This is a genomic window from Nonomuraea sp. H19, from assembly GCF_052068215.1.
In the GTDB taxonomy this organism is placed as follows: domain Bacteria; phylum Actinomycetota; class Actinomycetes; order Streptosporangiales; family Streptosporangiaceae; genus Nonomuraea.
In genome coordinates this window covers 58556-82359 of sequence record NZ_JBQHCV010000024.1, presented here as the reverse complement: position 1 = coordinate 82359, position 23804 = coordinate 58556, and the positions used below count along the sequence as shown (strand labels likewise).

General features: G+C 69.1%; 19 protein-coding genes. 3 read left to right on the top strand and 16 right to left on the bottom strand.

Annotated features, from left to right (window positions below):
- Nucleotide 1: 1 nt before the first annotated feature.
- Both ACTMTI_RS40965 and ACTMTI_RS40960 read right to left on the bottom strand, forming a co-directional pair.
- Entirely contained in the window at nucleotides 2-919 is a 918-nt protein-coding gene (locus tag ACTMTI_RS40965) for a TIM barrel protein (protein WP_441126179.1), read from the bottom strand.
- On the bottom strand, nucleotides 916-1929 hold the full coding sequence (locus tag ACTMTI_RS40960) for a Gfo/Idh/MocA family protein (protein ID WP_441126178.1): 1014 nt from the start codon (nucleotides 1927-1929) through the stop codon (nucleotides 916-918). Before ACTMTI_RS40960 ends, ACTMTI_RS40965 begins: the two co-directional genes overlap by 4 nt.
- Nucleotides 1930-3141: 1212 nt before the next feature.
- Here ACTMTI_RS40960 and katG point away from each other — a divergent pair.
- A complete protein-coding gene (katG, locus tag ACTMTI_RS40955; protein WP_441126177.1) occupies nucleotides 3142-5418 on the top strand; it encodes a catalase/peroxidase HPI in 2277 nt (758 codons plus the stop codon).
- Between the two features lie 415 nt (nucleotides 5419-5833).
- Here katG and ACTMTI_RS40950 read toward each other — a convergent pair whose 3' ends face one another.
- From ACTMTI_RS40950 to ACTMTI_RS40910, 9 genes are all read right to left on the bottom strand, one after another.
- Nucleotides 5834-6892 carry an isopenicillin N synthase family dioxygenase gene (locus tag ACTMTI_RS40950; protein WP_441126176.1) on the bottom strand — a complete coding sequence of 353 codons (1059 nt, stop codon included), beginning with the start codon at nucleotides 6890-6892 and terminating at the stop codon, nucleotides 5834-5836.
- 125 nt (nucleotides 6893-7017) lie between these two features.
- Nucleotides 7018-7962 (bottom strand): sugar phosphate isomerase/epimerase family protein, encoded by a 945-nt coding sequence (locus ACTMTI_RS40945; RefSeq protein WP_441126175.1) that lies wholly within the window; start codon nucleotides 7960-7962, stop codon nucleotides 7018-7020.
- Entirely contained in the window at nucleotides 7959-8567 is a 609-nt protein-coding gene (locus ACTMTI_RS40940; protein ID WP_441126174.1) for a hypothetical protein, read from the bottom strand. Before ACTMTI_RS40940 ends, ACTMTI_RS40945 begins: the two co-directional genes overlap by 4 nt.
- On the bottom strand, nucleotides 8564-10108 hold the full coding sequence (locus ACTMTI_RS40935) for a GMC oxidoreductase (protein WP_441126173.1): 1545 nt from the start codon (nucleotides 10106-10108) through the stop codon (nucleotides 8564-8566). Before ACTMTI_RS40935 ends, ACTMTI_RS40940 begins: the two co-directional genes overlap by 4 nt.
- A 62-nt stretch (nucleotides 10109-10170) precedes the next feature.
- Nucleotides 10171-11301, bottom strand: coding sequence for an ROK family protein (locus ACTMTI_RS40930; RefSeq protein WP_441126172.1), 1131 nt, complete (start codon nucleotides 11299-11301; stop codon nucleotides 10171-10173).
- An 8-nt stretch (nucleotides 11302-11309) separates the two neighbouring features.
- Nucleotides 11310-12695 (bottom strand): carboxylesterase family protein, encoded by a 1386-nt coding sequence (locus tag ACTMTI_RS40925; protein WP_441126171.1) that lies wholly within the window; start codon nucleotides 12693-12695, stop codon nucleotides 11310-11312.
- Between the two features lie 18 nt (nucleotides 12696-12713).
- Nucleotides 12714-13595, bottom strand: a complete 882-nt coding sequence (locus ACTMTI_RS40920) for a carbohydrate ABC transporter permease (RefSeq protein ID WP_441126170.1) — start codon at nucleotides 13593-13595, stop codon at nucleotides 12714-12716.
- Nucleotides 13592-14506, bottom strand: coding sequence for a carbohydrate ABC transporter permease (locus tag ACTMTI_RS40915; RefSeq protein ID WP_441126169.1), 915 nt, complete (start codon nucleotides 14504-14506; stop codon nucleotides 13592-13594). Before ACTMTI_RS40915 ends, ACTMTI_RS40920 begins: the two co-directional genes overlap by 4 nt.
- A gap of 7 nt (nucleotides 14507-14513) precedes the next feature.
- Nucleotides 14514-15629 carry an extracellular solute-binding protein gene (locus ACTMTI_RS40910; protein WP_441126168.1) on the bottom strand — a complete coding sequence of 372 codons (1116 nt, stop codon included), beginning with the start codon at nucleotides 15627-15629 and terminating at the stop codon, nucleotides 14514-14516.
- Nucleotides 15630-16093: 464 nt separating this feature from the next.
- On the opposite strand from ACTMTI_RS40910, the gene ACTMTI_RS40905 reads away from it, so the two are divergent.
- The gene (locus ACTMTI_RS40905) at nucleotides 16094-16474 is read left to right on the top strand and encodes a DUF6262 family protein (protein ID WP_441126167.1); all 381 of its coding nucleotides are present in this window, start codon (nucleotides 16094-16096) and stop codon (nucleotides 16472-16474) included.
- 114 nt (nucleotides 16475-16588) lie between these two features.
- Here the strand turns inward: ACTMTI_RS40905 and ACTMTI_RS40900 are convergent, their stop codons facing one another.
- From ACTMTI_RS40900 to ACTMTI_RS40880, 5 genes are all read right to left on the bottom strand, one after another.
- A complete protein-coding gene (locus tag ACTMTI_RS40900) occupies nucleotides 16589-16732 on the bottom strand; it encodes a hypothetical protein (RefSeq protein ID WP_441126166.1) in 144 nt (47 codons plus the stop codon).
- Between the two features lie 140 nt (nucleotides 16733-16872).
- Entirely contained in the window at nucleotides 16873-17751 is an 879-nt protein-coding gene (locus ACTMTI_RS40895) for a carbohydrate ABC transporter permease (RefSeq protein ID WP_441126165.1), read from the bottom strand.
- Between the two features lie 29 nt (nucleotides 17752-17780).
- The gene (locus tag ACTMTI_RS40890) at nucleotides 17781-18713 is read right to left on the bottom strand and encodes a carbohydrate ABC transporter permease (protein ID WP_441126164.1); all 933 of its coding nucleotides are present in this window, start codon (nucleotides 18711-18713) and stop codon (nucleotides 17781-17783) included.
- A complete protein-coding gene (locus tag ACTMTI_RS40885; RefSeq protein ID WP_441126163.1) occupies nucleotides 18710-20050 on the bottom strand; it encodes an ABC transporter substrate-binding protein in 1341 nt (446 codons plus the stop codon). Before ACTMTI_RS40885 ends, ACTMTI_RS40890 begins: the two co-directional genes overlap by 4 nt.
- Nucleotides 20051-20167: 117 nt before the next feature.
- Nucleotides 20168-22318 (bottom strand): hypothetical protein, encoded by a 2151-nt coding sequence (locus ACTMTI_RS40880; RefSeq protein WP_441126162.1) that lies wholly within the window; start codon nucleotides 22316-22318, stop codon nucleotides 20168-20170.
- Nucleotides 22319-22694: 376 nt separating this feature from the next.
- Here ACTMTI_RS40880 and ACTMTI_RS40875 point away from each other — a divergent pair, with 376 nt between their 5' ends.
- Nucleotides 22695-23765, top strand: a complete 1071-nt coding sequence (locus ACTMTI_RS40875; protein WP_441126161.1) for a LacI family DNA-binding transcriptional regulator — start codon at nucleotides 22695-22697, stop codon at nucleotides 23763-23765.
- Nucleotides 23766-23804 lie beyond the last annotated feature (39 nt).

The window sequence follows — 23804 nt, the reverse complement described above, 5'->3', positions numbered from 1 at the left end:
GTCACGCCCCCGCGGGGCTGGCGCCGCCGGCCACGGCGAGCAGGTGCTCGACGCTCGCCCTGACGTCCGCGACCGGGTCCGGCCCGTCGCCGCCCGGCGCGCCGGCGAGGATGGTGTCCTGCTCCAGGACGTACCAGCCGGCGTAGCCGTGGCTCTCGAGGGCGGACACGATGGCCGCGATGTCGACGTCGCCCTCGCCGAGCGGGACGTACATCCCGCCGGCCACGGCGCCGGTGTAGGTCTCCTCGCCGGCCTGGACGCGCCGGGCCCAATCGATCCGGACGTCCTTCAGATGGACGTGGGAGATCCGCCCCGGATGCTCCCGGGCCACCGCGACGGGGTCGCCGCCGCCGATCAGCAGGTGCCCGGTGTCGAGGCACAGGCCCACGCGACTGCCGCCGAGCACGCGTGCCGTCTCCTCACCGCTCTCGACCATCGTGCCGACGTGCGGATGGAGCGTGGCCACCAGGCCGCGGGAGGAGGCGGCGGCGGTGATGCGGTCGAGGTTGCCCAGCAGGGTCGCCCACCCGGACTCGTCGAGGGCCGGCCGCTCGTCGTAGCCTTCCTGCCCGGTGGCGGCGGCGAGGACGACCGTCGAGGCCCCGGCGGCGACCAGGCCCTGCATCGCGCGCTCGACCTCGGGGAGGGGGTCGTGGCCCGGGTCGTGCAGGACGATCGGGACGAACTGCCCCACCGCCTTCAGCCCGTACTCCGCCAGGGTCGCGGCCTTGGCCTGCGGGTCGTCGGGGAGGAAGCCGTCGGGGCCGAACTCGGTGGCGGCCAGCCCGAGCCCGCGCATCTGGCGCAGCACGGTGCCGGGGTCGAGCTGGTGGCCCCAGCCCGGGACCTCGCAGACCCCCCACGAGATGGGCGCACCGGCGATCCGGCCGGCGACGGGCGGGATGGCTGGGGTGGTCATGACTGCTCGATCCCTTCGATCTCGGAAAGCGCGACGGGCCTGCGCTCGGCCCGGGACAGCTCGCACGCCTCCGCGATGCGGGAGGCCTCGAGCGCGTCGCGAACCGTGCAGGGGGAGGGACGCTCGCCACGTGCGACGTCCGCGAAAGCGGTGAGTTCCGCCTGGTACGCCGGGAGGAAGCGCTCCATGAACGACCACTTCTGCGGACCGCGCGGGAAGTCGGCGCCCTCTTCCGCCGAGCGCATCGCCAGCGAGTGGTCCAGGCCCACGGCGATCGTGCCCTTCTCGCCGAAGACCTCCATGCGGACGTCGTGGCCGCCGCCGTTGTAGCGGGTCGAGGAGACCAGCACGATCGTGCCGTCGTCCAGGGTCAGCAGGGCGCCGCCGGTGTCGACGTCACCGGCCTCCGCGAAGAAGGCCGCGCCCTTGTTGCCGCCGGTGGCGTAGGCGGAGACCACCTCGCGCCCCGTGACGAACCTGAGGATGTCGAAGTCGTGCACGTTGCAGTCGCGGAAGATGCCACCGGAGGTCGGGATGTAGGAGGCGTGCGGCGGGGCCTGGTCGTGGGTGTTGGCCCGGATGGTGTGGACGAAGCCGAGCTCGCCGGAGGCCACGGCCGCCTGCGCGCGCCGGTATCCGGCGTCGAAACGGCGCTGGAAGCCGACGTGGACCGGCACGCCGGCGGCCGCGACGAGGCCGGCCAGCTCGAGGGTCTCCTTCAAGGTGGCCGCCACCGGCTTCTCGCAGAAGACCGGCACCCCCGCGGCGACGGCCTCGCGCAGCAGCGGCGCGTGCCCCGGCGTGGCAGTGGCGATCACGAAGCCGTCGACGCCCGAGGCGAGCAGCGTCTCGGCGTCGGGAGCCACCTGGAGGCCGAGCTCGGCGGCGACGCGCTCGGCGGCTTCGATGTCGGCGTCCGTCACGACCAGCTCGTCGACGTAGTCGAGAGCGGCCAGAGTTCTGGCGTGGAAGGCGCCTATCCTTCCGACGCCCGCGAGCCCGATGCGCATGCGCGTCCTGTCCCATTCACGTCGTTGGTCATCACTCGCCGTGGCGCGGCCCTGGTCAAGGCCACCGGCGATGTGGTGAAGCCTGCCTCGTAACAAAGGCCGCGTCAAGACTTTGTCCTGACATCCTTGCGTAATGTCATATTCATGAACACGGTGCACTCGCGCTGTGGCAGTCCACGTGGGCGTGACCCGGCTCCAGCCCGGCGATCAGCTCGAGAACGAGAAGGCCCTGGCCGAACGGCCCGACGGCGCGCCAGGCCATCCAGGAACGTGGCCGATCGCGGCCCCGCCCTGCTCATGGCCGGGATTCTCCTACGCTCCCAATTCCGCTTCTTCTTCCCTGATCAGCTCGCCGCCTACACCCGTCACCCCACCCTCATCACCGCCGCCTACGCCTGCGGGACCACCCTGCTGTGTCCGGCGGTCATGACGCTGGCGCAAAGGATCGCCACCATCAGCCCGCTATGGGGACTGTGGGGCGGCTGGCTGGTGATCGTCGGCCTGTCACCTGGCATCCGTTCAGGACACTGTCTGGACCAGCCTTCATCAGCTGGATCGTGCTGGCCATCGGCGCCCACCGCTCCGGCGCCCTGGGCTGGGCCGCTCGGTCGCGCTCGGCCTGATGTCGGCGCTCGCGCTGGGGACCCTCAAAGGCCCAAATCCCGCAGTCCATCATCGCCGTAGGCGGACCCTGCGCCGCGTTCGTCCCCCTCGGCATGTCCCTGCTACGCAGCGGCCCCCCGCCCAGTAAACGCGCCATGCTCCGGCTCATCGTTCTCATCGGGACGCACGTCTTGGGCGTCGCCTTCGGATGCCCGCGGGGATGAGGAGTCCTCGGCCGAGGCCGTGGGTGCCAGGGCGACGAGGAGACCGGCGGTCATGGCCAGAACATGAACGCCGCCGAGCGCGGCCGACCAGGATGCGGCGAATCTGCGACGGTCCGAAACACGCCAACTCGCTGAGACACACGTCAGATCTCGTGAGACAGGACATCGCACATGGAGGACCGATTTTGGTGACAGGTATCGCTGGGAAGTGACTGTTCTGGATGGCCGTGCCCAACCGAAGTTCGAGTGCCGTGAACGCGCGTCGGTTGAGAACCAGGGCTTCAGAGGTCGCGGCTCGAAACATAGGTGGCGTCTATCGGGGCACCTGCCCCGACAGTGCGACTAGACGCATTGCCCAGTGATCCGGCAGTTGAGAAGGAAGCAGATGAGCGACACCCAGGACAACGCCCCCTCCAGCGCGCAGGGCGTGGACCAGAAGGCGGCGGCCGGCTGCCCGGTCGCGCATGACTCCGTGACCGCGCATGGCAGTGAGAGCGAGAACCCGGCAATCGACTCGCCGACTCCGAAGACCGGCGGTCGTCCGCGCACGAACCGGGACTGGTGGCCCAACCAGCTCGACCTCTCGGTGTTGCGCGCGCACTCGTCCAAGGGCAACCCACTGGCAGAGGGCTTCAGCTACGCCAAGGAGTTCGCAAAGCTCGACGTCGAGGCCGTCAAGCAGGACATCATCGAGGTGCTCACCACCTCGCAGGACTGGTGGCCGGCCGACTTCGGCCACTACGGCGGTCTCATGATCCGGATGAGCTGGCACGCCGCGGGCACCTACCGCATCCACGACGGTCGCGGCGGGGCCGGCGACGGCGGTCAGCGTTTCGCCCCGCTCAACAGCTGGCCCGATAACGCCAACCTCGACAAGGCCCGCCGGCTGCTGTGGCCGGTCAAGCAGAAGTACGGCCAGAAGATCTCGTGGGCGGACCTGCTCGTGCTCGCCGGCAACGTCGCCCTGGAGTCGATGGGTTTCAAGACCTTCGGCTTCGGCTTCGGCCGCGAGGACGTCTGGGAGCCGGAGGAGATCTTCTGGGGTCCGGAGGACGCCTGGCTCGGTGACGAGCGCTACGTCACCGACACCGAGATGGTGCCGAACGTCGGCGCGACCGAGATGGGTCTCATCTACGTCAACCCGGAGGGTCCCCGCGGCAACGCGGACCCGGCTGCGGCGGCGCACTTCATCCGCGAGACCTTCGGACGGATGGCGATGAACGACGAGGAGACCGTCGCTCTCATCGCCGGCGGCCACACGTTCGGCAAGACCCACGGCGCCGGCATCGCGGACGACCATGTGGGGCCGGAGCCCGAGGGCGCGCCGCTGGAGGCGCAGGGCCTGGGCTGGCTGAGCAGCTACGGCACCGGCAAGGGCGGTGACACGATCACCAGCGGTCTCGAGGTGACGTGGAGCGACCGGCCGACGCAGTGGAGCAACCGTTTCTTCGAGATCCTCTTCGGCTACGAGTGGGAGCTCACCACGAGCCCCGGCGGCGCGAAGCAGTGGGTCGCGAAGGACTCCGAGGCGATCATCCCGGACGCCCACGACCCGTCGAAGAAGCACAAGCCGACGATGCTCACGACCGACCTGGCGCTGCGCGTCGACCCGACGTACCAGAAGATCTCCCTCCGCTTCCTGGAGAACCCCGACGAGTTCGCGTTGGCCTTCGCCAAGGCCTGGTACAAGCTGCTGCACCGCGACATGGGTCCGGTCAGCCGCTTCCTCGGACCGTGGGTCGCCGAGCCCCAGCTGTGGCAGGATCCGGTGCCGGCCGTCGACCACGAACTCGTGGGTGACGCCGACGTCGCTTCCCTCAAGGCGAAGGTCCTGGAGTCCGGCCTCACGACCGCTCAACTGGTCTCCACCGCCTGGGCCTCCGCCGCGAGCTTCCGGTCCACCGACAAGCGCGGCGGCGCCAACGGCGCCCGGCTCCGTCTCGAGCCGCAGCGCAGCTGGGAGGTCAACCAGCCCGAGCGACTCGCGACGGTCCTGGACACCCTCGAGAGCATCCAGCGCGAGTTCAACGGGGCCGGCGGCGCGAAGATCTCGCTCGCCGACCTGATCGTGCTGGCCGGCTCGGCCGCCGTCGAGAAGGCAGCGCGCGAGGCCGGCGTGGCAGTGACGGTGCCGTTCCGCCCGGGCCGCACCGACGCCACTCAGGAGCAGACCGACGTCGAGTCCTTCCGCGTCCTCGAGCCGCGGGCCGACGGGTTCCGCAACTACCTGCGTTCCGGCGAGAAGACCCAACCGGAGGTGCTGCTCGTCGATCGTGCCTACATGCTCAACCTGACCCCGCCCGAAATGACCGCCCTTATCGGCGGCCTGCGTTCCCTCGGAGCCAACTTCGGCGGTACCCGGCACGGCGTCCTCACCGACCGGCCCGGCGTGCTCACCAACGACTTCTTCACCAACCTGCTCTCCCCGGGCGCCCGATGGAAGGCATCGGAGTCCGAGGAGCATGTGTACGAGATCCGCGACGTGGCCACCGATGAGGTGAAGTGGACCGCCACCGCGGTCGACCTCATCTTCGGCTCCAACTCCCAGCTACGAGCCCTCGCGGAGGTCTACGCCGGCCAGGACGCCCGCGACAAGTTCGTGACCGACTTCGTTGCAGCCTGGACCAAGGTCATGGAACTCGACCGGTTCGACCTCGCCTGACCCGTCTCCACCCCGATGAGCCCGGTCGAGCCACCGTGATCGACCGGGCTCGTTCGCCATTGGATCCGGTCATCGGGCCGGACGAGCCTGAAGGCTGCGCGAGCCGCGCGACGGGCGGACGGCGACTCCGGCAGGCTCTTCGCGGTCAACACGATTCCTGGCCAGCCTCGACCCGATCAAGCTGCGATCCGACGTTTGCCAGGTTGGTCGAGACGATTGGGGCGTGCCGGGCGTCTCCCATTACGTCTTCTGCCGTGGGTCGATGGCCCAGGGATCATGTCACTCGCGTGAGCCCGGGGGCAGCGGCGCGACAACTGTCGTGCGACGGCGGTTGCCCGCGATCTCGGTGAACCGTGCAGGTTCCCTCCGCGTCGACCTTTGGCGGGCGCCCGCATCTGATGCCGGCCACGCCGATTCATAGGTCCTTTTTCGCGGCGGCCAGGACGCGTGCGGCTTCGCGTACTGCGGCCAGGTTCTTCTTGCCCTGCCGTGACCCGGCCAGCTTGGCCTTGATGTGGTCCCGGACCGTGATCGGTTCGTAGGCCAGCCCGGAGGCGTCATGGTGACTGGCCAGCGTCTCGATGACGGCGTCGGGGTTGCCGTCGTGGAAGAAGGCGGCTGAGCGGCGGCGCTTGATCGTGCCGTCCACGATGGGGGGCTTGACGCGGTGCAGGGTCGACATCCATCGGTCGTTGGTGAGCCGGGCCGTGAGGTCGCCGAGGTTGACCAGCAGGGCGCCGTCGGCCGGCGCGACATCGTGCCAGCGTTCGTCCCGGCCGAGGACCTGGAGGCCTGCGACCTGGTCGGCCCACAGGACGGTGACGATCCCGAAGTCGGTGTGCTGCCCCATCCCGATGAGGTCGCCGTCGAGGGTGATCGTTCCTTCCGGCAGGGCGTAGTTGTTCATGCGGAGCACGTCGATGGAGTGGTCGGTGAGCCGGGCGAAGAACGCGGGATCCAGGCGGAGGGCGTCGGCGAAGACCCGGGTAAGAGTGCGTGCGACCCGGCCGGCGTGGTCGAAGTAGGCCTGGACGGCCTCGGTGAAACCGTCGGTCTCGGGCCACACGTTGATCCCGTAGTCCTCCTCGGACAGGTCCGGCAAGGTAAAGGAGCGAGCCTCCACGCCGACGTTGAAGGCCTCGAAGAAGTCGTTCATGCGGCCGGCCGGCTCGACTCCGAGGCTCAGGCTCAGGGACTCGCTCTTGGGCGGGCTGTAGCCGCGGTTGGCGCCCGTGACGCAGTAGGTCCTCTTTGCCTCAAGGGGCAGTTCGAAGAAGGCGTCCATCGCCGAGGCCAGGCCGGTGATCGCCGAGTCCGGGATCGCGTGGCCCAGGATCTGGATGAAGCCCACGCTGGAGCAGGCATCGTCGATCTCCTGTGCGACCCTGCGGCGTTCCGCCTCCGGCCCTTCCTGCACGTAGGGGGATATGTCGACCGCCGGGACGGTGAAGTACTCAGGCGCTCGTGAGGACATGGGAATCCTTTCGGCCGGCCTCGGAAGTGAGTGCGAGGCGCTGGAACATGGTCGGCATGAAGCCTTGGAGTGGCCCGGCGCCGCGTGCCCCAGGAACATCATCTCGATGCAGGCGGCGAAGTCGATCATGCCCGGGCTTCCCGCACGACGGCCGTCCCCGCCCGGAGCGCGGCGACGGGATCAGCCGCCTCGTCCAGCTCGATGAGCACGATGCCGGCGCCGGGCGTGTGGGACATCGCGTCGGCCCACGCTCGCCAGTCCACGATGCCCGTGCCCAGTTCGGTCATGTAAGGCTGCTGCCGAGCGAAGACCGTTTCGTCGATGGTGAGTTCGACGTCGATGGGCTTGACCGCGTCTTTCCAGTGCGCCAGCGCGATGCGCTGGGCGTGGCGGCGTGCGACGGCGACGGGGTCGCCTCCCCCGAGCGCGATGTGGCAGGAGTCGGGGCACAGCCACACGTAGCGGGGATCGGTCAACGCCATGAACAGGTCGATGTCCCTCTCGTACCAGAGGGTGCTGTTGGACTCCGTGTGGAAGGCGAGCTTTACGCCGTGCTGAGTGACGGCCTCGCCGACCACGTGGGCGATGTCGGCCATCCGGGTCATGTACGCGGCGTCGACGAAGAAGGGCGGGCGCGTCCCGAACGTCGTCCGCATGGGCAGTCCGGCGACGAGGAGTTCCGCGCCCACGTCGGAGAGGAAGACAGCCTGTCGCTCGGCGTCGGCGACGATCGCGGGCAGGTTCTCGCTGTGCCGCCAGTCGGGTGATGCGCTGGCGGCCATGAAGGCGCTCACGACGGACAGGCCTCGGGCCTGGAGTTCGCGGCGGAACGACGGCGCGTCGCCGAAGGCCCGCAGCGCCGAGTCGATGTCGCCGGGCGCGAAGGTCAGCTCGATGCCGCTGACACCGGCCTCGGCCAGCGCGTCCAGCACCCGCTCCCAGAAACGGTCAGGGTTCTTGACGGCCCAGTCGCGGAAGGCGCCGGCGGAGTCGAGTCCCCAGAATTTCGGGTGATAGAAGGTGATGATGTCGGTGGCGAAGCGCGGTTCGGTAGTGTCGTCCGGCGTCATTCGGCACCTCCGCGGGCGTTGTAGACGGTGACGCCGCCGGCGTCGACGGCCTTGCGGTAGTCGCGGAACACGGCGAGCGCCTCGTCTCGCAGCACGTCCTGGGTGACCTGGATGCCGCGTGCTTCGAACTGCCCGGCCCAGTCCGCGCCCAGCGGGCCCTCGTCGAACGTGGTGATCTCCTCCAGTTCCTGGCCCTCGCCGGCGACCACGAGGCCGCGTATCCCGGACCACATGGCCGCGCCGTAACACTGAATGCACGGACGCCAGTTCACGACCAGCTCGTGTGCGGGCAACCCGTCGCCGCCGAGGTCCCAGCCGCCGGTCGCCGTCTGGGCGAGTCCGAGCGCGACGACCTCGGCGTGCGCGCTGGAGACGCCGGAGGCGAGCACGACGTTCACGCCGACCGAGACGATCCGGCCGGAGCCCCGCTCGGCGACGAGTGCGGCGAACGGGCCGCCGTCGCCCTCGCGCCAGTTGCGGTCGGCGAGGCGGTGCACGAGGCGCATCCGGTCGTCGCGGTCGGGGATCAGGGCGGGCACGGTGGCCAGTTCGTCGTCGATCCACGCGGGCAGCGCCACGCGGTATTCCTTGGCGATGTCGATCACGATAGTGCTTCCTCTCGGTGTGCGGCGGGCGCCGCGTGTCGTCCGGTGACGGCGCGGGCGGCCCGTACGGCGGTCACCGCGCCGGTCAGGGTGACATTGGCGGCCATCGCGGTGGGGATCACACCGTTGCCGGCGAGGTACAGGTTGTCGAAGCCCCACACCCGGCCGTCCGGGTCGCACACGCTGGTGCCGTCGTCGGCCAGGCCCGCCCGGACGGTGCCGGTCTGGTGCAGCGACGAGCCGGGCGGCAGCAGCGCACGCTCGGTCGCGGGATCGATCGAGCCGAACTCCTCGGCGATCGACCGGATTTCGTCGAGCGCACGGCCGATCAGCGTGCGGTCGGCGTCGGAGTAGCCGAACTCGACGGTGATCCGCGGCATTCCGGCGAGGTCGGTCTGGGATTCCGAGAACACGAGCCGGTTCTCGGGGCGTGACTCCACGGGGACGTACAGCGCCAGGCCCACGGAGTACGCGAGGGGGTGGCCGTCTTCGTCCACGTATGTGCGGTTCATGATCTGGCCGTGGAACGGCTGTGCCGCTCCGTTCTGGGGCAGCCAGAGCGAGTCCGTGCTGAACTCGCCGGGACGCGGCAGGGGCAGGGCGTCGAGGCCGATGCCGAACCGGTCGAGGTCGAGGAGCACCTGGGCGGTGATGAACGCGTGCTCGTTGAGGTACCGGCCCAGTGCCGCGGGCCGGATGCCCGAGGCGAACAGCAACTGCGGGGTGCGCAGCGCGTCGGCGCACACCACCACGACGTCCGCCAGGAGTTCCCACTCGGCTCCGTCGGCGATGCGGCGCAGCCGGGCCCCGGCGACCCGGCCGTCGGAGACCAGGAGCGTCGTGGCGAGCGTGCCGGTCGTCAGGGTGAATGCCGGGTCCCCGCCTGTCGCGATCGCGGGGAAGATCGTCCCCGGGGCCGTGCGCGGCATGGGCCCCGATGCCGTCGCGGTGACGGCCATGGGCATCGGCTGCGGTCGCCGGTCGCCCGGTCCGACGCCGTCGAAGCGCCGGCGCAGGACGTCGAGCACCATCCGGCCGACCTCGGTCGGGCCGATCGCGGAAGGCGTGACCGCGAGCAACCGGCGGGCGGTGTCCAGGTCCGCCGCCCAGCGGTCCGGGTCGCCGAAGTCGAACATCTCGTCTCCGGCGGGCCCCGGCGTCGCGGCGGTCCAGTGCACGCCCATGCCGCCCGCGTTCCACGCGAGCGCGGTCGCCGGCATCGCCTCGGCGTCCTCGCCGAAGGCGAGCGCGTGGAACATGCCGGGCGTCAGGTCGGTGAGGCTGTCCGCGACCTCGCGCACCACTTCGGCGCCCGTGTACATGCCCTGGATGCCGGTGGCGGCCTGTTCGTTGTAGCGCGACCAGAGGACCGGGTCGTCGAGGTCGTGCAAGTGCAGGCCGGGGGCCTCGCCGATCGCGGTGCCGCCGTCGGCCATCGTGATCTCCAGCGCCGGATCGGCCTCTCGCAGCAGCCGGGCCACGACAGATCCCATGATGCCGCTGCCCACGATGAGGACATCGGTGCGCGGGGTGTCGGTCACAGTGAGACTCCATGTCTTGTGCCACGGGTGCTGATGGGGAGGCGGGGGTGCTCGGTGCCCGATCATGTGCTCGGGGTGAGTGGGCCGAACAGTTCGGTGTCCATGCGGTCGAGGGCCAGCTTGACGGCGCCGATGAGCGCGGCGTCGTGGCCCAGGCCGGTGGCACGCAACTCGACCGCGGGGGCGCGAGCGTCGCGCAACGCCGTGCGCACCCGGGGCAGCAGCACATCGGCCGCGTCTTCCAGACCGCCGCCGAGCACGATGAGCGACGGTGCGATGGTCCACGACAAGGTGGTGAGGATCGATGCGATGTTCTCGACGAATTCGCTGACCTCCGCGAGCGCGGTCGTATCACCGGCCCGAGCCGCGGCGAAGCGGCCGAGCGCGACGCTCCGTTCGGCCGGGTCCGGTGAGGTCAGCCAGGCCACCGGGCGGTTCGCGATCGAGCAGGTCGGTATCGACTGCGCTTCGACGATCTCACCTGCGGCGCCGTCGAGTCCCCGGTGCACGGCTCCGCGGATGAGGATGCCGAGGCCCGTTCGGTTCCCGAGGATCGCCCATACGACGTTGTCGTGGTCTCCGGCCACGCCCCGCCAGCGCTCCGCGAGCGCACCGAGGTTGGTGTCGTTGTCCGCGAACCAGGGCACCGGGATCCGTCGCCTGAGTTGTTCGGGCAGGTGCACGCCTTCCCAATGCGTCGTGTGCACCAGGCGCCGTACGACCCCGTCGTCGTCGATCGCGCCACCGCTGGCGACCGCACCGGCACGCAACCGGTCCGTCGACCCGCCCGCGTCGTCGAGCGCCTCCAGCACCAGCGCCGCCGCGTCGTCGAGCGTGACCTGCGGATCCTGGTAGGCGCGCAGCAGCCGGTGCGCCCGGCCGAGGATGCGGCCGCGCACATCGGCGATGACCGCGGACACGTCCGAGGTGGTGATGCACACGGCAGCCAGCAGCGCGTGTTCTGCCCGTAGTTCATAGCGGCGGGCGGGGCGCCCGGCGTTGCCACTGGTCGGCACGCGGTCCAGCTCGGTCACCCAGCCCGCCTCCACGAGCGAGTCCATGATGAGCTCGATGGTGCGGCGGGACAGGCGGGTCTGCTCGGCGAGCGCGGCCAGCGTCATCGGCCCGGCCGACACGGCGAGTGCCCGGAGGGCGACCGAGGTGTTGACGCGCCGGACGGCGCTCTGGTTCATCCCGGGCATCAGCACCTCTCAGCCGCCTGGGACATCGCCCGTACCACGGGGTCGAACACGCCCGTGGTGTCGGCCGCGAGCGCCGCTCCTGGCCGGCCGTATTCGCGCGCCGGATCGCCGAGCGCGCCGGTCGCCCGCGCCCAGGCCGGCTCCTGGCCGCACACGAACCCGACCAGATCGGCATGCATCAGCGTGGCCAGTTCGGCGGGCGGGTTCGGTCCGAGCGCCTGGGCGACGCCAGGTGCGTCGAGCACGTCGAAGAAGAACGGGATGTCGACGCAGTGCGCGGCGCCGCCGAGCACGGGGGAGGGCCATTCGAAGGAGTACAGCCAGGTGCCGGCGATGGTTTGGCGGCGGGCGGCCGCCGTGCGCGCGCAGGCGGAGCGGAACAGGGTGTCCGTCACGCGGGTGCCCGCCACGCGGGCGGCGGCTGTGGCCTCCGGCCCGAGGCCGCCGTCGAACTCGTCGCCCGTCGCGCCGAGCAGCACAGGGACGTCGTGGCCATGGACGGTGAGCCCGTCGGCGATGGGCACCGGCAGGATGTCGTCGCCGACGCACGGTACGAGCACGAGCGCGTCGTCGTCGCCCCGCTCGCTCCGCAGGTCGATGACACCCTGCTGGATCTGCTCCACGGTGCGGCTGCCGAATCCGGCGCGCGTCGGCGGCACGCCGAGCCGGTGCCCGAGCCGTTCGAGGACGTCGCGTGCGGCGTCCGTGCCTACGTCGAAGATGCCGCCGGACAGGCTGACCGCGCGGTGGAAGCGGCCGCTGCCCGCGGGTGAGGAGAGCAGCGCGAGCACCGCCGCGCCCCCGGCCGACTGGCCGGCGACGGTGACCCGGTCCGGATCGCCGCCGAAAGCGGCGATGTTCTCCTGTACCCAGTCCAGGGCGAGCAGCAGGTCGCGCAGCCCGAGGTTCGGGAGGACGTCGTCCAGCGGGGCGAATCCGTCGACGCCCAGCCGGTAGCCGGCGGTGACGCAGACGACACCGTCGCGGGCGAAGGCGCCTCCGTCGTACCACGGGCTGGCCGGGCTCCCCGCCAGGAAGGCGCCGCCGTGGATCCACACCAGGACGGGGAAGGGCATGCGGTCGTCGTCCGCGGCCGGGGCGACGATGCCGAGGTTGAGCACGTCGTCGCCCGGTATCGACGGCTCCGGCACGGTCGTCGTGGCGAACAGCGGCACGCGCTGCGAGGTGGCACCGTGCCGGGACGCGTTTAACGGCTCCGGGAGCCGGCCACGTGGGACCGGCGGGGCGAACCGCCGGGCACCGGTGGGTGCTTCGGCGTAGGGGATGCCGAGGAAGCGCCGCACCTGGCCGGTGCGACGGCCGGTGATCGTGCCTGCGGGAGCATGAACGGTGACCGGCTCGCCGGGCGCGTCGAGTGAGTCCATCCGGTCATTCAACACAGGTCACCGCATTCCCGTTCCGGCGATGCCCTGCACGAAGTAGCGCTGCAGGAGCAGGAAGAGCACCAGTACGGGCAGCATCACGACGATCGCACCTGCGAGCAGCAGTCCGTAGTCGGTGACGTGCGACGCGGCCTGACTGGTGGCGGCGAGACCCACCGGGAGCGTGTAACTGGACATGCTCTGAGCGACGATGAGCGGCCAGATGAAGTTGTTCCACGAGGTGAGAAACGACATGATCGTGATCGTCGCGACAGCGGGGCCGGCCAACGGCAGGAAGGTCCGGAAGAAGATCCGGAACTCGCCGGCGCCGTCGATGCGGGCCGCTTCGATCAGTTCGCCGGGGATCGACATCGCGTACTGCCGCATGATGAAGACCGATATCGGCATCGCCACGCTGGGCAGTGCGATACCGGTGAGGGTGTCCGCCAGACCCATGTCGACAGTGATCACGAACTGCGTGACGAACACCGCGGTGAACGGCACCATCATCGCCGCCATGACGGCGCCGAACGCGAGCCGCTTGCCCGCGAAGTCGAGCTTGGCGAGCGCGTAGCCGGCGGCTGACGCGGCCACGATGTTGCCGGCCACCACGATGATCGCGACCACGATGCTGTTGGTCACGAACCCGCCGAAGCCCTCGATGGCGAACAGCCGGGTGAAATTGTCGAGGGTGACGTCGTGTGGAAACCAGGCGCCGGGGTCGGAGCGGATCTCGTCGAGGCTGCGCAGCGAGCCGCTGATCACCCAGACGAACGGAAGAACGGTGAGCAGCGCGCACAGCCCCAGCGCGCCGTACAGCAGGGGCGGGGTGACGGATCGGCGGCGCACGGCGACCCGGTCGGTGATCATTTCGGTGTCCCGCACCGTCGGCACGGCGATCATGCGCGGGGCCTCAGCAGCCGGAACTGGATGATACTCACCAGCATCACGAGCACGAGCATCACGAAGGACGCGGCCGCGGACATCCCGAACTCGCCGGACCCGAACTGGTGGTAGGTGTACAGCGCCACCGATTCCGTGGAGCCCAGCGGGCCGCCGTTCGTCAGCAGGTACGGCTCGTCGAACACCTGGAGGTAGAAGACTGTCAGCAGTACCGACACCATGAGCGTGGTGGGCAGCAGCAGCGGCAGCGTGATGTGCCTCAGCTGCCGCCACCGGCCGGCCCCGTCGATGGAGGCGGCCTCGTACACGTCCTGAGGAACCGCCTGCAGACCGGCGAGGAACAGCACCATCGCGGTGCCGAAATTGCGCCAGACGCCGAGCAGGATGACCACGGGCATGGCCAGGTTCGGGTCGTCCAGCCAGTTGGGTCCGGCGAAGCCGACGGCGCTGAGCACCTTGTTGACGGTGCCGCTGGGGTGGAAGGCGTACTGCCAGATCAGTGCGACCGCCACGACGTTCGTGACGACCGGTGCGAAGAAGACGACGCGGAACATGCGGCGCAGGCGCCGGATGCCGACGTTCAGCGCGAAGGCCAGTCCGAATCCGATCCCCATGGTCAGCGGCACACCGGCCGCCACGAACAGGGCGGTGTTGAGTATGTCCCGCAGGAAGCTGCCGTCCTGGAACAGACGGAGATAGTTCTCCAGGCCGGTGAAGTCGACAGCGAGCGGATGACGCAGATCCGTGCCCCTCAGGTCGGTGAGGCTGAACCCGAGCGCCGCGACGGTGGGGATCGCCGTATAGAGCAGGAACACCAGGGTGAACGGTGTGAGGAACAGCCAGGCGACAGCCGTTCGACGGGAGCCCCGGGATCGACGCGCCGTGCGCGGCGCCGCGACGGTGGTGGTCATCCGGAGATCACCCCGTACCCGTGCCGAGGCTCTCGGCGTACGCCTGGACGCTCGCGGCGGCCTTTTCGGCGCTCTGCTTGCCCTTGGCCACCGCTTCCATCTCCTTGCCCAGCCGGGTCGCGACCTGCTGCCAGGTGCTCACCTGCGGGAACGCCCGGGTGTTCCGCAGCTGGGTCAAGAAGGCGTCAAGGAGCGGCTGGCCCTTGATGGCCGGGTCGTCCCAGGCGGACACGACGGCCGGCAGCGAGCTGTACGCCTTGTACTGCGCGACCTGGGTGCTCGGCTGCGAGACGTACCGGATGAGCTTCCACGACGCGGTCGCGTTGCCGCTGGTGGCGAGCACGCCCCAACTGCCGCCCGCGGAGAAGGAGACGTTGCCCGACGGCCCGGCCGGCAGCGGTGCGGTCGCGACGTGAGACGCCGTCCAGCCGGTCTTCTTCGCGGCGGTGTCGAGCTGGCCGACGACCCACGGGCCCGTGATCATGCCGGCGGTCTTGCCGGCGACGAAGTACGGCTGCGCGTCGAGGAACGTGGGCCTGCTGGTGTCGGCGACGCCCGAGGTGAAGAACGACGCGTTGAACTTCAGCGCGTCGACCATCGCCGGCGTGTCGAGCGTCCACTTGCCGTCGGAGGAGAGCAGCGAGCCGCCCGCCTGCCAGGCGTACATCGCGACGTCCTGGCCGTTGAAGATGTCCCAGCCGATGTCGGCCCCGAGTCCGCGCCCGGCGCCGGCGCCCTGGAGCGCCTTGAAGAACGGCACCATGTCGTCCCACGTGGCCGGCGCCTTGACACCCGCCTTCTTCGCCAGGTCGGAGCGGTAGACGAGCGCATAGGTGTAGGCGTACCAGGGCACCGTGTAGGCGACGCCCTTGACCACGCCCGCGTCCCAGAGGCTCTTGAAGAAACCGCCCGGGTCGAGGAGGCCGTCCGGAACGGGCTGAAGGATCGACGGATCGAGGAACTGCGCCTGGGACTCGGGGAAGAGCTGGGCGACATCGGGTCCGTTGCCCGCCGCGATCGCCGCCTGGAGCTTGGTGGAGTACTCGGCGTTCGGGATCAGCGTGAACTTCACGGTGACGTCCGGGTTCGCGGCCTTGAAGGGCTCGATGACCTTGTCAAGCACGTCGGCATCGCCCTGGGCGGCCCAGACATTGACGGTGCCGGTGGCAGGGGACGCGTCGATGGGCTTGGCGGTGCCTGTCGCGGCAGTGTCATCACCGCGCCCACAGCCCGCCAGGGAAAGGGTACAGGTGAGAGCTATGCCGGCGGTCAGCCGTAGGGCACGGCGTCGGGAGGGGTTGGACACTGGGGGGCTCCTGTCACATGAAGGCGCTGATCATAGTGAGGCAATTTTCGGCGAAAGTAGCTTTTTTGATCAGACGGACCCGATGGCGCCTATGCAGCCAATAGGGACGGTATGTATGGCATGTTTCGGTCGTGCAGCTGAGCCGTCACGGAACAATTTCGGAACTTGTCGCAAAATCGATTCGTCACGATCTGTGGTGGCCGTCGACTACTCGCCGGCCTGGTCGTCGTGGGGTGGTGGGTGATCGGGCGATGGGGTGGCGAGCACTGAAATCACGCTGAGTGACGGTCGGCGGCTCGCTGCTGGGAAGGCGAGCCCGGCCGCATCGACGAGGTCCGCTCCCGTCTTCAGCCGAGCGAGCAACGTTTGATCGCCGGCCGCAACCGGCACGCCGACAGCGCGTCGTCAACGCAATCGCCGCAGCCCTCAAGTCCGGGGAGGAGATCACCGTGGCAAGCATCGCCCGCCGCGCGGGCGTCGATCGGACCTTCCTGTACCGACATCGCGACCTGCTCGAACAAGTTCATCTCGCCGCGACCCGGCCACAGCCCGCCGCGGCAGGACCGCAGGTGAGCCGGGCCTCGCTACAAGCCGACCTGCACAATGCTCAAGAGCGCGCCAGCCGGATGGCGGCCCGCACGCAGGCCAAGCCCACGAGGTGATCGAGGCGCTGTTCGCCGCGCTGCAGCGGGTCCGCGAACAGCATGTCTTCGGCATCGGCTGGGCTGCCGCGGTCGTCGTCCCGCCCGGCCCTGACGCCGAGGCGGTCGTGCTGCTCAACCCCGCATCACCGACGCCTCCACGGAGACCGACGAGCAGAACGAGGGCTGCCTGTCCTTCTTGCCGTCTTCCTCGGCGATGACGACGTGGCGGGGTCGGTCGAGTCCGCCGTGCCGATCCCGCTGGATGCCTACACGCACATCGCCGCCACCTTCGACGCAAGATCGCCACCTTGTACGTCAACGGCCGGCAACGCGGCAGCGCTCGGCCGGCCTACACGGGGATGTCGCTGGGCGGGCGCCGCCCGTTGTGACGTCACGCGCAGCGCCTGCGGCCCCGCTTACTTGATCGCGCCCGCGCCGATGCCCTTCACGATGTGACGCTGCGCCATCAGGTAGAAGATCACAACCGGCACGATCGAGATGGTGGTGGCGGCCAGGAGGATCTGCTGCTGTGGCGTCTCGGCAGAGGTGAAGGCGGTCAGACCGCGCTGGACGGGCATGAGCGAGTTGTCCTCGAACAGGACGAGCGCCATGAGGTACTCGTTCCACGCCCCCAGCCCCTGGATGACCGCCACGGCAGCGAGACCGGGCCTGGCCAGCGGGAGGATCACGTTCCAGAAGATGCGCAGCGGACCGGCACCGTCCAGCGCGGCCGCCTCCTCCAGAGCGCGGGGCTGGCTGACGAAGAAGCTGCGCATGATGAGCGTCGACATCGGGATGCCCGAGGTGATGAGGATCAGCACGTAGCCCACGGGATTGTTCGTCAGGCCGAGTGAGATGAGCAGTTTGTACTGCGCGAGGAACATGGCGGGCGCAGGGATGATCATCACGGCGAGGATGACGAACGTGAACACGCCCTTGCCCGCGAAGTCGAGTCGCGCGAGCGCGTACCCGGCGAGGCTGGACACCAGCAGGATGCCGATGACGGCGGATCCCGTGTAGAGCACGCTGTTGCGCAGGTAGATGCCGAGTTCTCCCTGGACCCATGCGGTCACGTAGTTGTGCCACTGCGGGTCGGCGGGGAGAAAGCTGTCGTTCGAGAGCAGCTCCGTGAGGCTCTGCAGAGATCCGGACAGCATCCACAGGAGCGGGAACAGCGCGGTCAGCGCGGCGACGCTCAGCAGTCCGTACAGGCCGACCTTGTCGAGGCGTACTCCTCGTCGAGGTGGAGGAGTCCCGCCTTCGGTCGTGCTGGTCGGTACTGATGTGACGGACATCGCGCCGGCCTCTCCCCTCATCCGACTGCTCATACGCGGGACCTCCGCCTGGTGATCGCGAGCTGGATCACGGACAGCAGCACGAGGGCGCCGCCGAAGATGACCGACATGGCCGCGGCACTGCCGTAACGCCAGTTGACGAACGCCTCGTTGTAGATGGCGAGGGTCGGCACCATCGTGTGGTGGCCCGGTCCGCCGTTGGTCAGCACCTGCACGGTCCCGAAGATCTGGAGCGCGGCGAGCAGCGTGAGCAGACTCACGATCGAGGTGACCGGGGCCAGCTGCGGCCAGGTGATGTACCGGAACTTCGACCAGCGGTTCGCACCGTCGAGCTCGGCGGCCTCGTACAGTTCCTTCGGCACGTCTTGCAGCCCCGCGAGGAAGAGCAGGAAGCCGAACCCCCAGTGGAACCACACGAACACCGCCGCCACGGCGGGCAGCGCGACGGCCGGCTCGCCGAGCCAGTTCTGCTGCAGCGTGCCCAGGCCCATCATGCCGAGCAGCCGGTTGAGGATGCCGGATCCAGGGGCCAGGATGAAGGAGAACAGCAGGCCGACGACGACGACCGACAACACGCCCGGCAGATAGAAGACGGTGCGGAAGAACGTCCTGCCGCGGGTGACGCTGTTGACGGCCAGCGCCATGCCCAGGGCGACTCCGTTGCCGGCGACGAAACCGACGACGCCGAAGAAGACGACGTTGCGCATGGACGCCCAGAAGATCGGGTCGGACGCGACGAAGTCGTAGTTGGCCAGTCCCACCCATGGGGTGTCGGGGCTGACGCCGTCCCAGGACTGGAAGCTCAACAGGATCGCCTGCACGAAGGGTGTGATCGTGAAGATCCCGATGAGCGCGATGGCCGGAGCCAGGAACAACCAGCCGATCAGGTTGCGCCGGAGAGCGCGCCTCCCGCGCGGCGCCCTTCGACGCCGCGCGGGAACCGCGAGGTGCTGCGTCATCATGACGTGCGGTCCTGCGCCGCCTGGATGGTGGCGAGCACTTCGTCCACCGTCACCTCGCCCAGCACCAGACGCTGAGACTCCGCCTTGATCGCGGTGTTCACGTCAGGCGTGAAGGTTGTCGACATGACTTGCATGGTCTTCACACCGGCGGCGAAGCCCTCAAGCTGGCCGGGGATGTCCGCGCCGGCGAGGAGTTCCGGGTTGCTGGGCAGGATGCGAGCGGTCTTGGCGAACACCGCCTGCTGCTCGGGCTCGGTCAGCCACTTCACGAACGCGAGAGCCTCCTTGGGATGGTCGCCCCTCGGATTGATCACCGCGCCCTTCCCGGGGATGCCCGGCGAGCGCGGGTCGTGAACGCTTCCGGCAGCCTTGAGCAGCCCGGCGGAGAAGTAGTCCTCGAACTCCGGGTTCGTCCTCAGGCCGACCGAGACACCGGGGGCGGCGTCGAAGATGGCCCCCATCGCCTTGGTGAAGAAGGACGACTCCACGTTCGGGTGGTCGTCCTGGCCACCGGGGATGGAGTTGTTCGCGAGGACGCCGGCCTTTTTCAGGTCGACCAGGAACTGGAAGGCGTTGCGCCAGCCGTCCTGTTTCCAGCTCGATTTCCCGTTGAGGGTCGCTTCGATCTCGGCGTCCGTCAGCCAGTTCGAGGCGAGGCCTTGGATGACCTTCGGCGTCTGCGAGGCCGCGATGGAGAATTTCGCTCCCTTCGCGGCGAGCGCGTCGATGAACTCGGCCGTCGTCGCGGGCGGCTTTTCCGCCGAAATTCCGGTCAGCGCCGGGTTGATGAGGAAGCCGTACGTCTGCGTCTCCCAGTGCACCGAGTAGACGCCGGGCTTGACCCCGAGGTTGTTGCCTTCCTGGAACGTCGACATCTTGATCACGGTGGGGCTGAAGTTCTTGCTCCAACCGGCGTTCAACTCGGCAGAAAGGTCCATCGCCCAGCCGGCCTTGTAGAACGGCGCCATCTGATTCGCGTCGAACGACGAATAGACGTCGGGCATGGATCTGGACTGCGCCTTCGCCTGGAGCTTGGGCAGGTAGTCAGCCGGCCCAGGCGTGTCAATGGTGATCTTGACGCCGGTCTTCTTGGTGTACTGCTCCGCGAGTTCGGTGAGCGCGGCCTCTTGCCCGCGCGACTGGTTCATGAATGTCAGTCCGACGTCTCCGGTGGCGGGTTCGCCGGACGACGAACAGCCTGCCAGAGCAAGCGCCCCGACGATCGCCAATGACCCTGCCGCGATGATGGTGCGGCGACGAGGGCCGCGTGCTGAAAGATTTGTACCCATGGTCCTCACCTTTGGAAGCCTTGGATGGGGAAGCGGCCACTTCTTCATGCCCGGCCGGCACTTTTCGGTGGACGCCGTACGATGCCATTGATGTGGTTCTTATTACTTGTCACCGGCCATGTCGGTGCTGTCAGTCGGCTGCCGGCTAGTCATGTCCTTCCGTAGCTACTCAGGTGTGGACAGGACGCGAGGGCGGGGAAGCGCGCCCAGCCCTTCTGACGTGATCAGCCAGCCGTCGGGGAGCTCTGCCCCCTGGTTCACCGCTGTGGCGATGTGTGCCATCGCGGCCAGCAGTCCTCCGTTTGCCGGTAGATAAATGCTGAGGAATCCCGGCATTTGCGGATTGTGTCCGTTGGGGAGGAATACGTTTTTGGGCGACGGGAGCAGGAGGGCGTCGATCGCGCGGCCGACGTCGCCGAGGCGGGCGGCGGTCATCGCCATGACGGGGTAATCCCAGCCCCAGCTGGACTGCAGGTCCCAGCGCTCCCATACGGCATCGAGCGTCGCCGACATCGTGGTGGGGTCCACGAGGTGCGTGTCCGGCAGCCACCCCAACGCCATGAGCATGGACGGGTGATCCTTGCGGATGAGCAGCGGAGGCGTCGCGATCGCGGCGTAGGTGCCGTCGGGCAGCACTGCGGGCCGGCGCATGTTCCGCGCCACCCGGTCCCACTCCGGGCTCGGTTCGAGACCGAGCCGGGTTCTCCACTCGTTCGCCACGCTGAGCGCCCATGACCAGTACGCCAGCTCGAAGGTCGGATCGCTGTTCGTCGCCCGGTCGGCGAGGTAGCTCTCCTGCGCGGGGATGAGCGGAGGCGGCAGCCAGAACGATCCGTCGCGTTCCTCGGCGAAGTCGGCCATGAAGTCGGCGGTCGCCTCGACGAGCGGGTAGTGGCGACGCAGGAACGACTCGTCGCCCCCCTCGCCACGCAGCAGCTCCAGCAGGTGGATCACGTGCGGCTGCTGCCACAGGAGGAAGACGCCGATGTTGCTCGGCGACTCGCGCGCGGACGGGTCGGTCTGCTTCGGCCAGCGGGCCCCGCGATACCCCTGCCGGCGGGCGGTCGCTTTCGCCGCCTCCAGGGCGCCGTGATACCAGGGCATGCTGCGCTCCAGCAGCTGCCCCCGGCCCCACATCGGGAAATGCGCCGCATGCCACCAGTGCATCTCGAGGTGGAACTTGCCCGACCAGGTGTTGTACGTCAGACCGGACTCCGCGGGAGGCGTGACCCCGGCGCTGTTGACGGCCGTGAGGTACTGCGAGACGACGATGCGACGTTCGAGTTCCGGAGCGCGCGCGTCGGTGCTGCCGGCGAGGCTGATCGCGGCGCCGGTGCTCCAGTGCTCCGCCCACCAGGTCGTCGCGGATTGGCTGACGGCGGAGAAGCTGTCCTTGTCCCGCTGCCGGCGATGATCCGGTGTCAGGGTCACCACGACCTCGAGAACGGTGGCGTCTGCGCGGGCGACGGCGGACTCCGCTTCCTCCCGCAGGCTGCCGGTGGTGCGGACGCCGACGCTGTAGGTCAGCGCTTCCACTGTGCGTCGTGCGATCCAGTGGCCCGCCGTGTGCTGGTTCCAGACCGTCTGTTGCGCGAGCGGGAGTTCGAAGGCGGCGAGGTCGTCCGGCTGTTCGTCGAACACCCATGCAACGCCCCATCCGCGAAGCAGAAGGCCGGACTCGACCCGCACCGCGAAGCAGTGATCCCGCGGGTCGGCGACGGTGGTGACGCGGACGCCCTCGCCGTCGAGGACGTACTCGGCCTGGACCGATCCCGTCCACAGGTCGAGCTCGGTGCGGACGTCGGTCAACGCGGTCGGATCGTCGAGCCTCGTCCCGTCGGAGCGGACCAGAGCGAGACGGCCGAGATGAGCGCGGCGGGGATTGAAGTGGTACCACGCGCCCGCGACGAACTCGTCGGCAATGGGGTCGGCGGCACGTTGGAGACCCATGCGGTCGAGATAGGGCACCGGGCCGCGGGACGTCTCGTACAGGGTGGTCGCGTCCTCGAGCCGGAGCTCCCGGTCGGTGCGCGTCTCGTACCAGCCCCAGGTCGACTGCGTGCGCAGAGGGATCTGGAAGTCGTCGGCGTCGAATACGCGCGGACGCTGCTCGGGTAAACCGGACAGCCCGTCGTGAACGACGCGGTGCGGGTCGGGGACGAGCTCGTGGAAGGACGGGAACGTCTGCAGTCCGGAGATGTCGACCGTGAGCGCGATGTCACCGTTGCCGACCGTGAGGACGTCAGCGGGGTGCGCAGACGTCAGCACGGGGTTGTGCCGTCGCACGAGCCGGCGCCGGTCGATTGCTTCGGACATCCTCGCCTTCCCTTGAATCTTGAATCTCGGCTGCGGTGATGCAGGGACCGCGCCCCAGAGGAAGCCTTCGGGGAAGGTGTGCATTCGTCTCTCGATCACGTGTCGGTGCCGCAGAAGAGGCTGGTAGAGGGGCCGGGGCGGGCCCCGAGTGCGAGTTAACGTAGCCGTTACGCCGCGCGGAGGTCAAGGAAAAGTGTGTACCGGTCTACGACGTCACTAGGAGCCAATGCGGCGACTTTATGGATCTTTCGTTTATGCTTCATGGACCGGTCTACATGTGTGACGGTCGCGGCACCGTAGGCTCGGCAGAACTCGGCTGGAGAAAGGGATGCCCATGGTCGCGCCTGAGCGGCGACGAAGAGTGACCATTTCTGACGTGGCGAAACACGCCGGGGTGTCCAAGGCGGCGGTGTCGAAGGTCATCCGGAACGACTACGGGGTCAGCCAGGCCATGCGTGACCGCGTCAAGCGGGCCATCGATGAGCTGGGCTACCGTCCCCAGGCCGCCGCGCGAGCGTTGCGCGGGCGGGCCTTCACCATCGGCGTGCTCCTGCAGCACATCGGGATCCCGTTCTACGCCGAAATCGTGACCGGCCTGGTGGACGAGCTCGCCGAGTCGGAGTATCAGGCGATCATGATCCAGGGCGGCACGCGCGACAAGACCGAGAAGCGAGCCATCGACGCCCTCATCGACCGGCAGGTGGACGGCATCCTCATGATCGCCCCGCTCGCCGCTCGCACGCATCTGGAGCAGGTGGCCCGCGAGATCCCCACGCTGGTGCTCGGCAGGCACGACCGGTCCCCGGCCTACGACTCGATCGTCGATGACGACAGGGTCGGCTCCGAGCTCGTCATGGAACACCTGATCGGGCTCGGTCACCGGAGCATCGGGCACATCACCTTCGACAAGGAGCACGGGCAGGCCGCCGACCGCACGCCCCAGATCAGGGCCGAGACCTACGCGCGCGTGATGCGCGAGCACAACCTGGCCGGCGAGATCGCCGTTGCCACGACCTCGTATACCGAGGAGGGGGGCTACGATGGTGCCCGCGAGTTGCTGGGCCGCTCGCCACGCCCCACCGCGATCTTCGCCGGTTCCGACGAGGCGGCCCTCGGCGTCCTGGCCGCGCTGCACGAAGCCGGCCTGTCCGTCCCGGGCGACGTCTCCGTGGCCGGCTACGACAACACCAAGCTGGCCGCTCATCCCAACATCGCGCTGACCACCGTCAACCAGGACGGAGTCGTCATGGGCCGCACGGCCGGACGACTGCTGCTCGAACGCATCGAAGGCCGCACCTCCGCCGCGCACTTCTCGGTCATTCCGAGCCTGGTCGTCCGGCGCTCCACCGCCTCTCCCCGCCCATGCCCTGCCGAGACCGAAACGCAGATGCCGGCGCGGACCGTCCGCGACGTGACCGCAGCCGACGCGGCCAGGCGCCGCGGGTGACCGTGACGATCCGCTTCGATCGGCAACCCACCTCAAGGA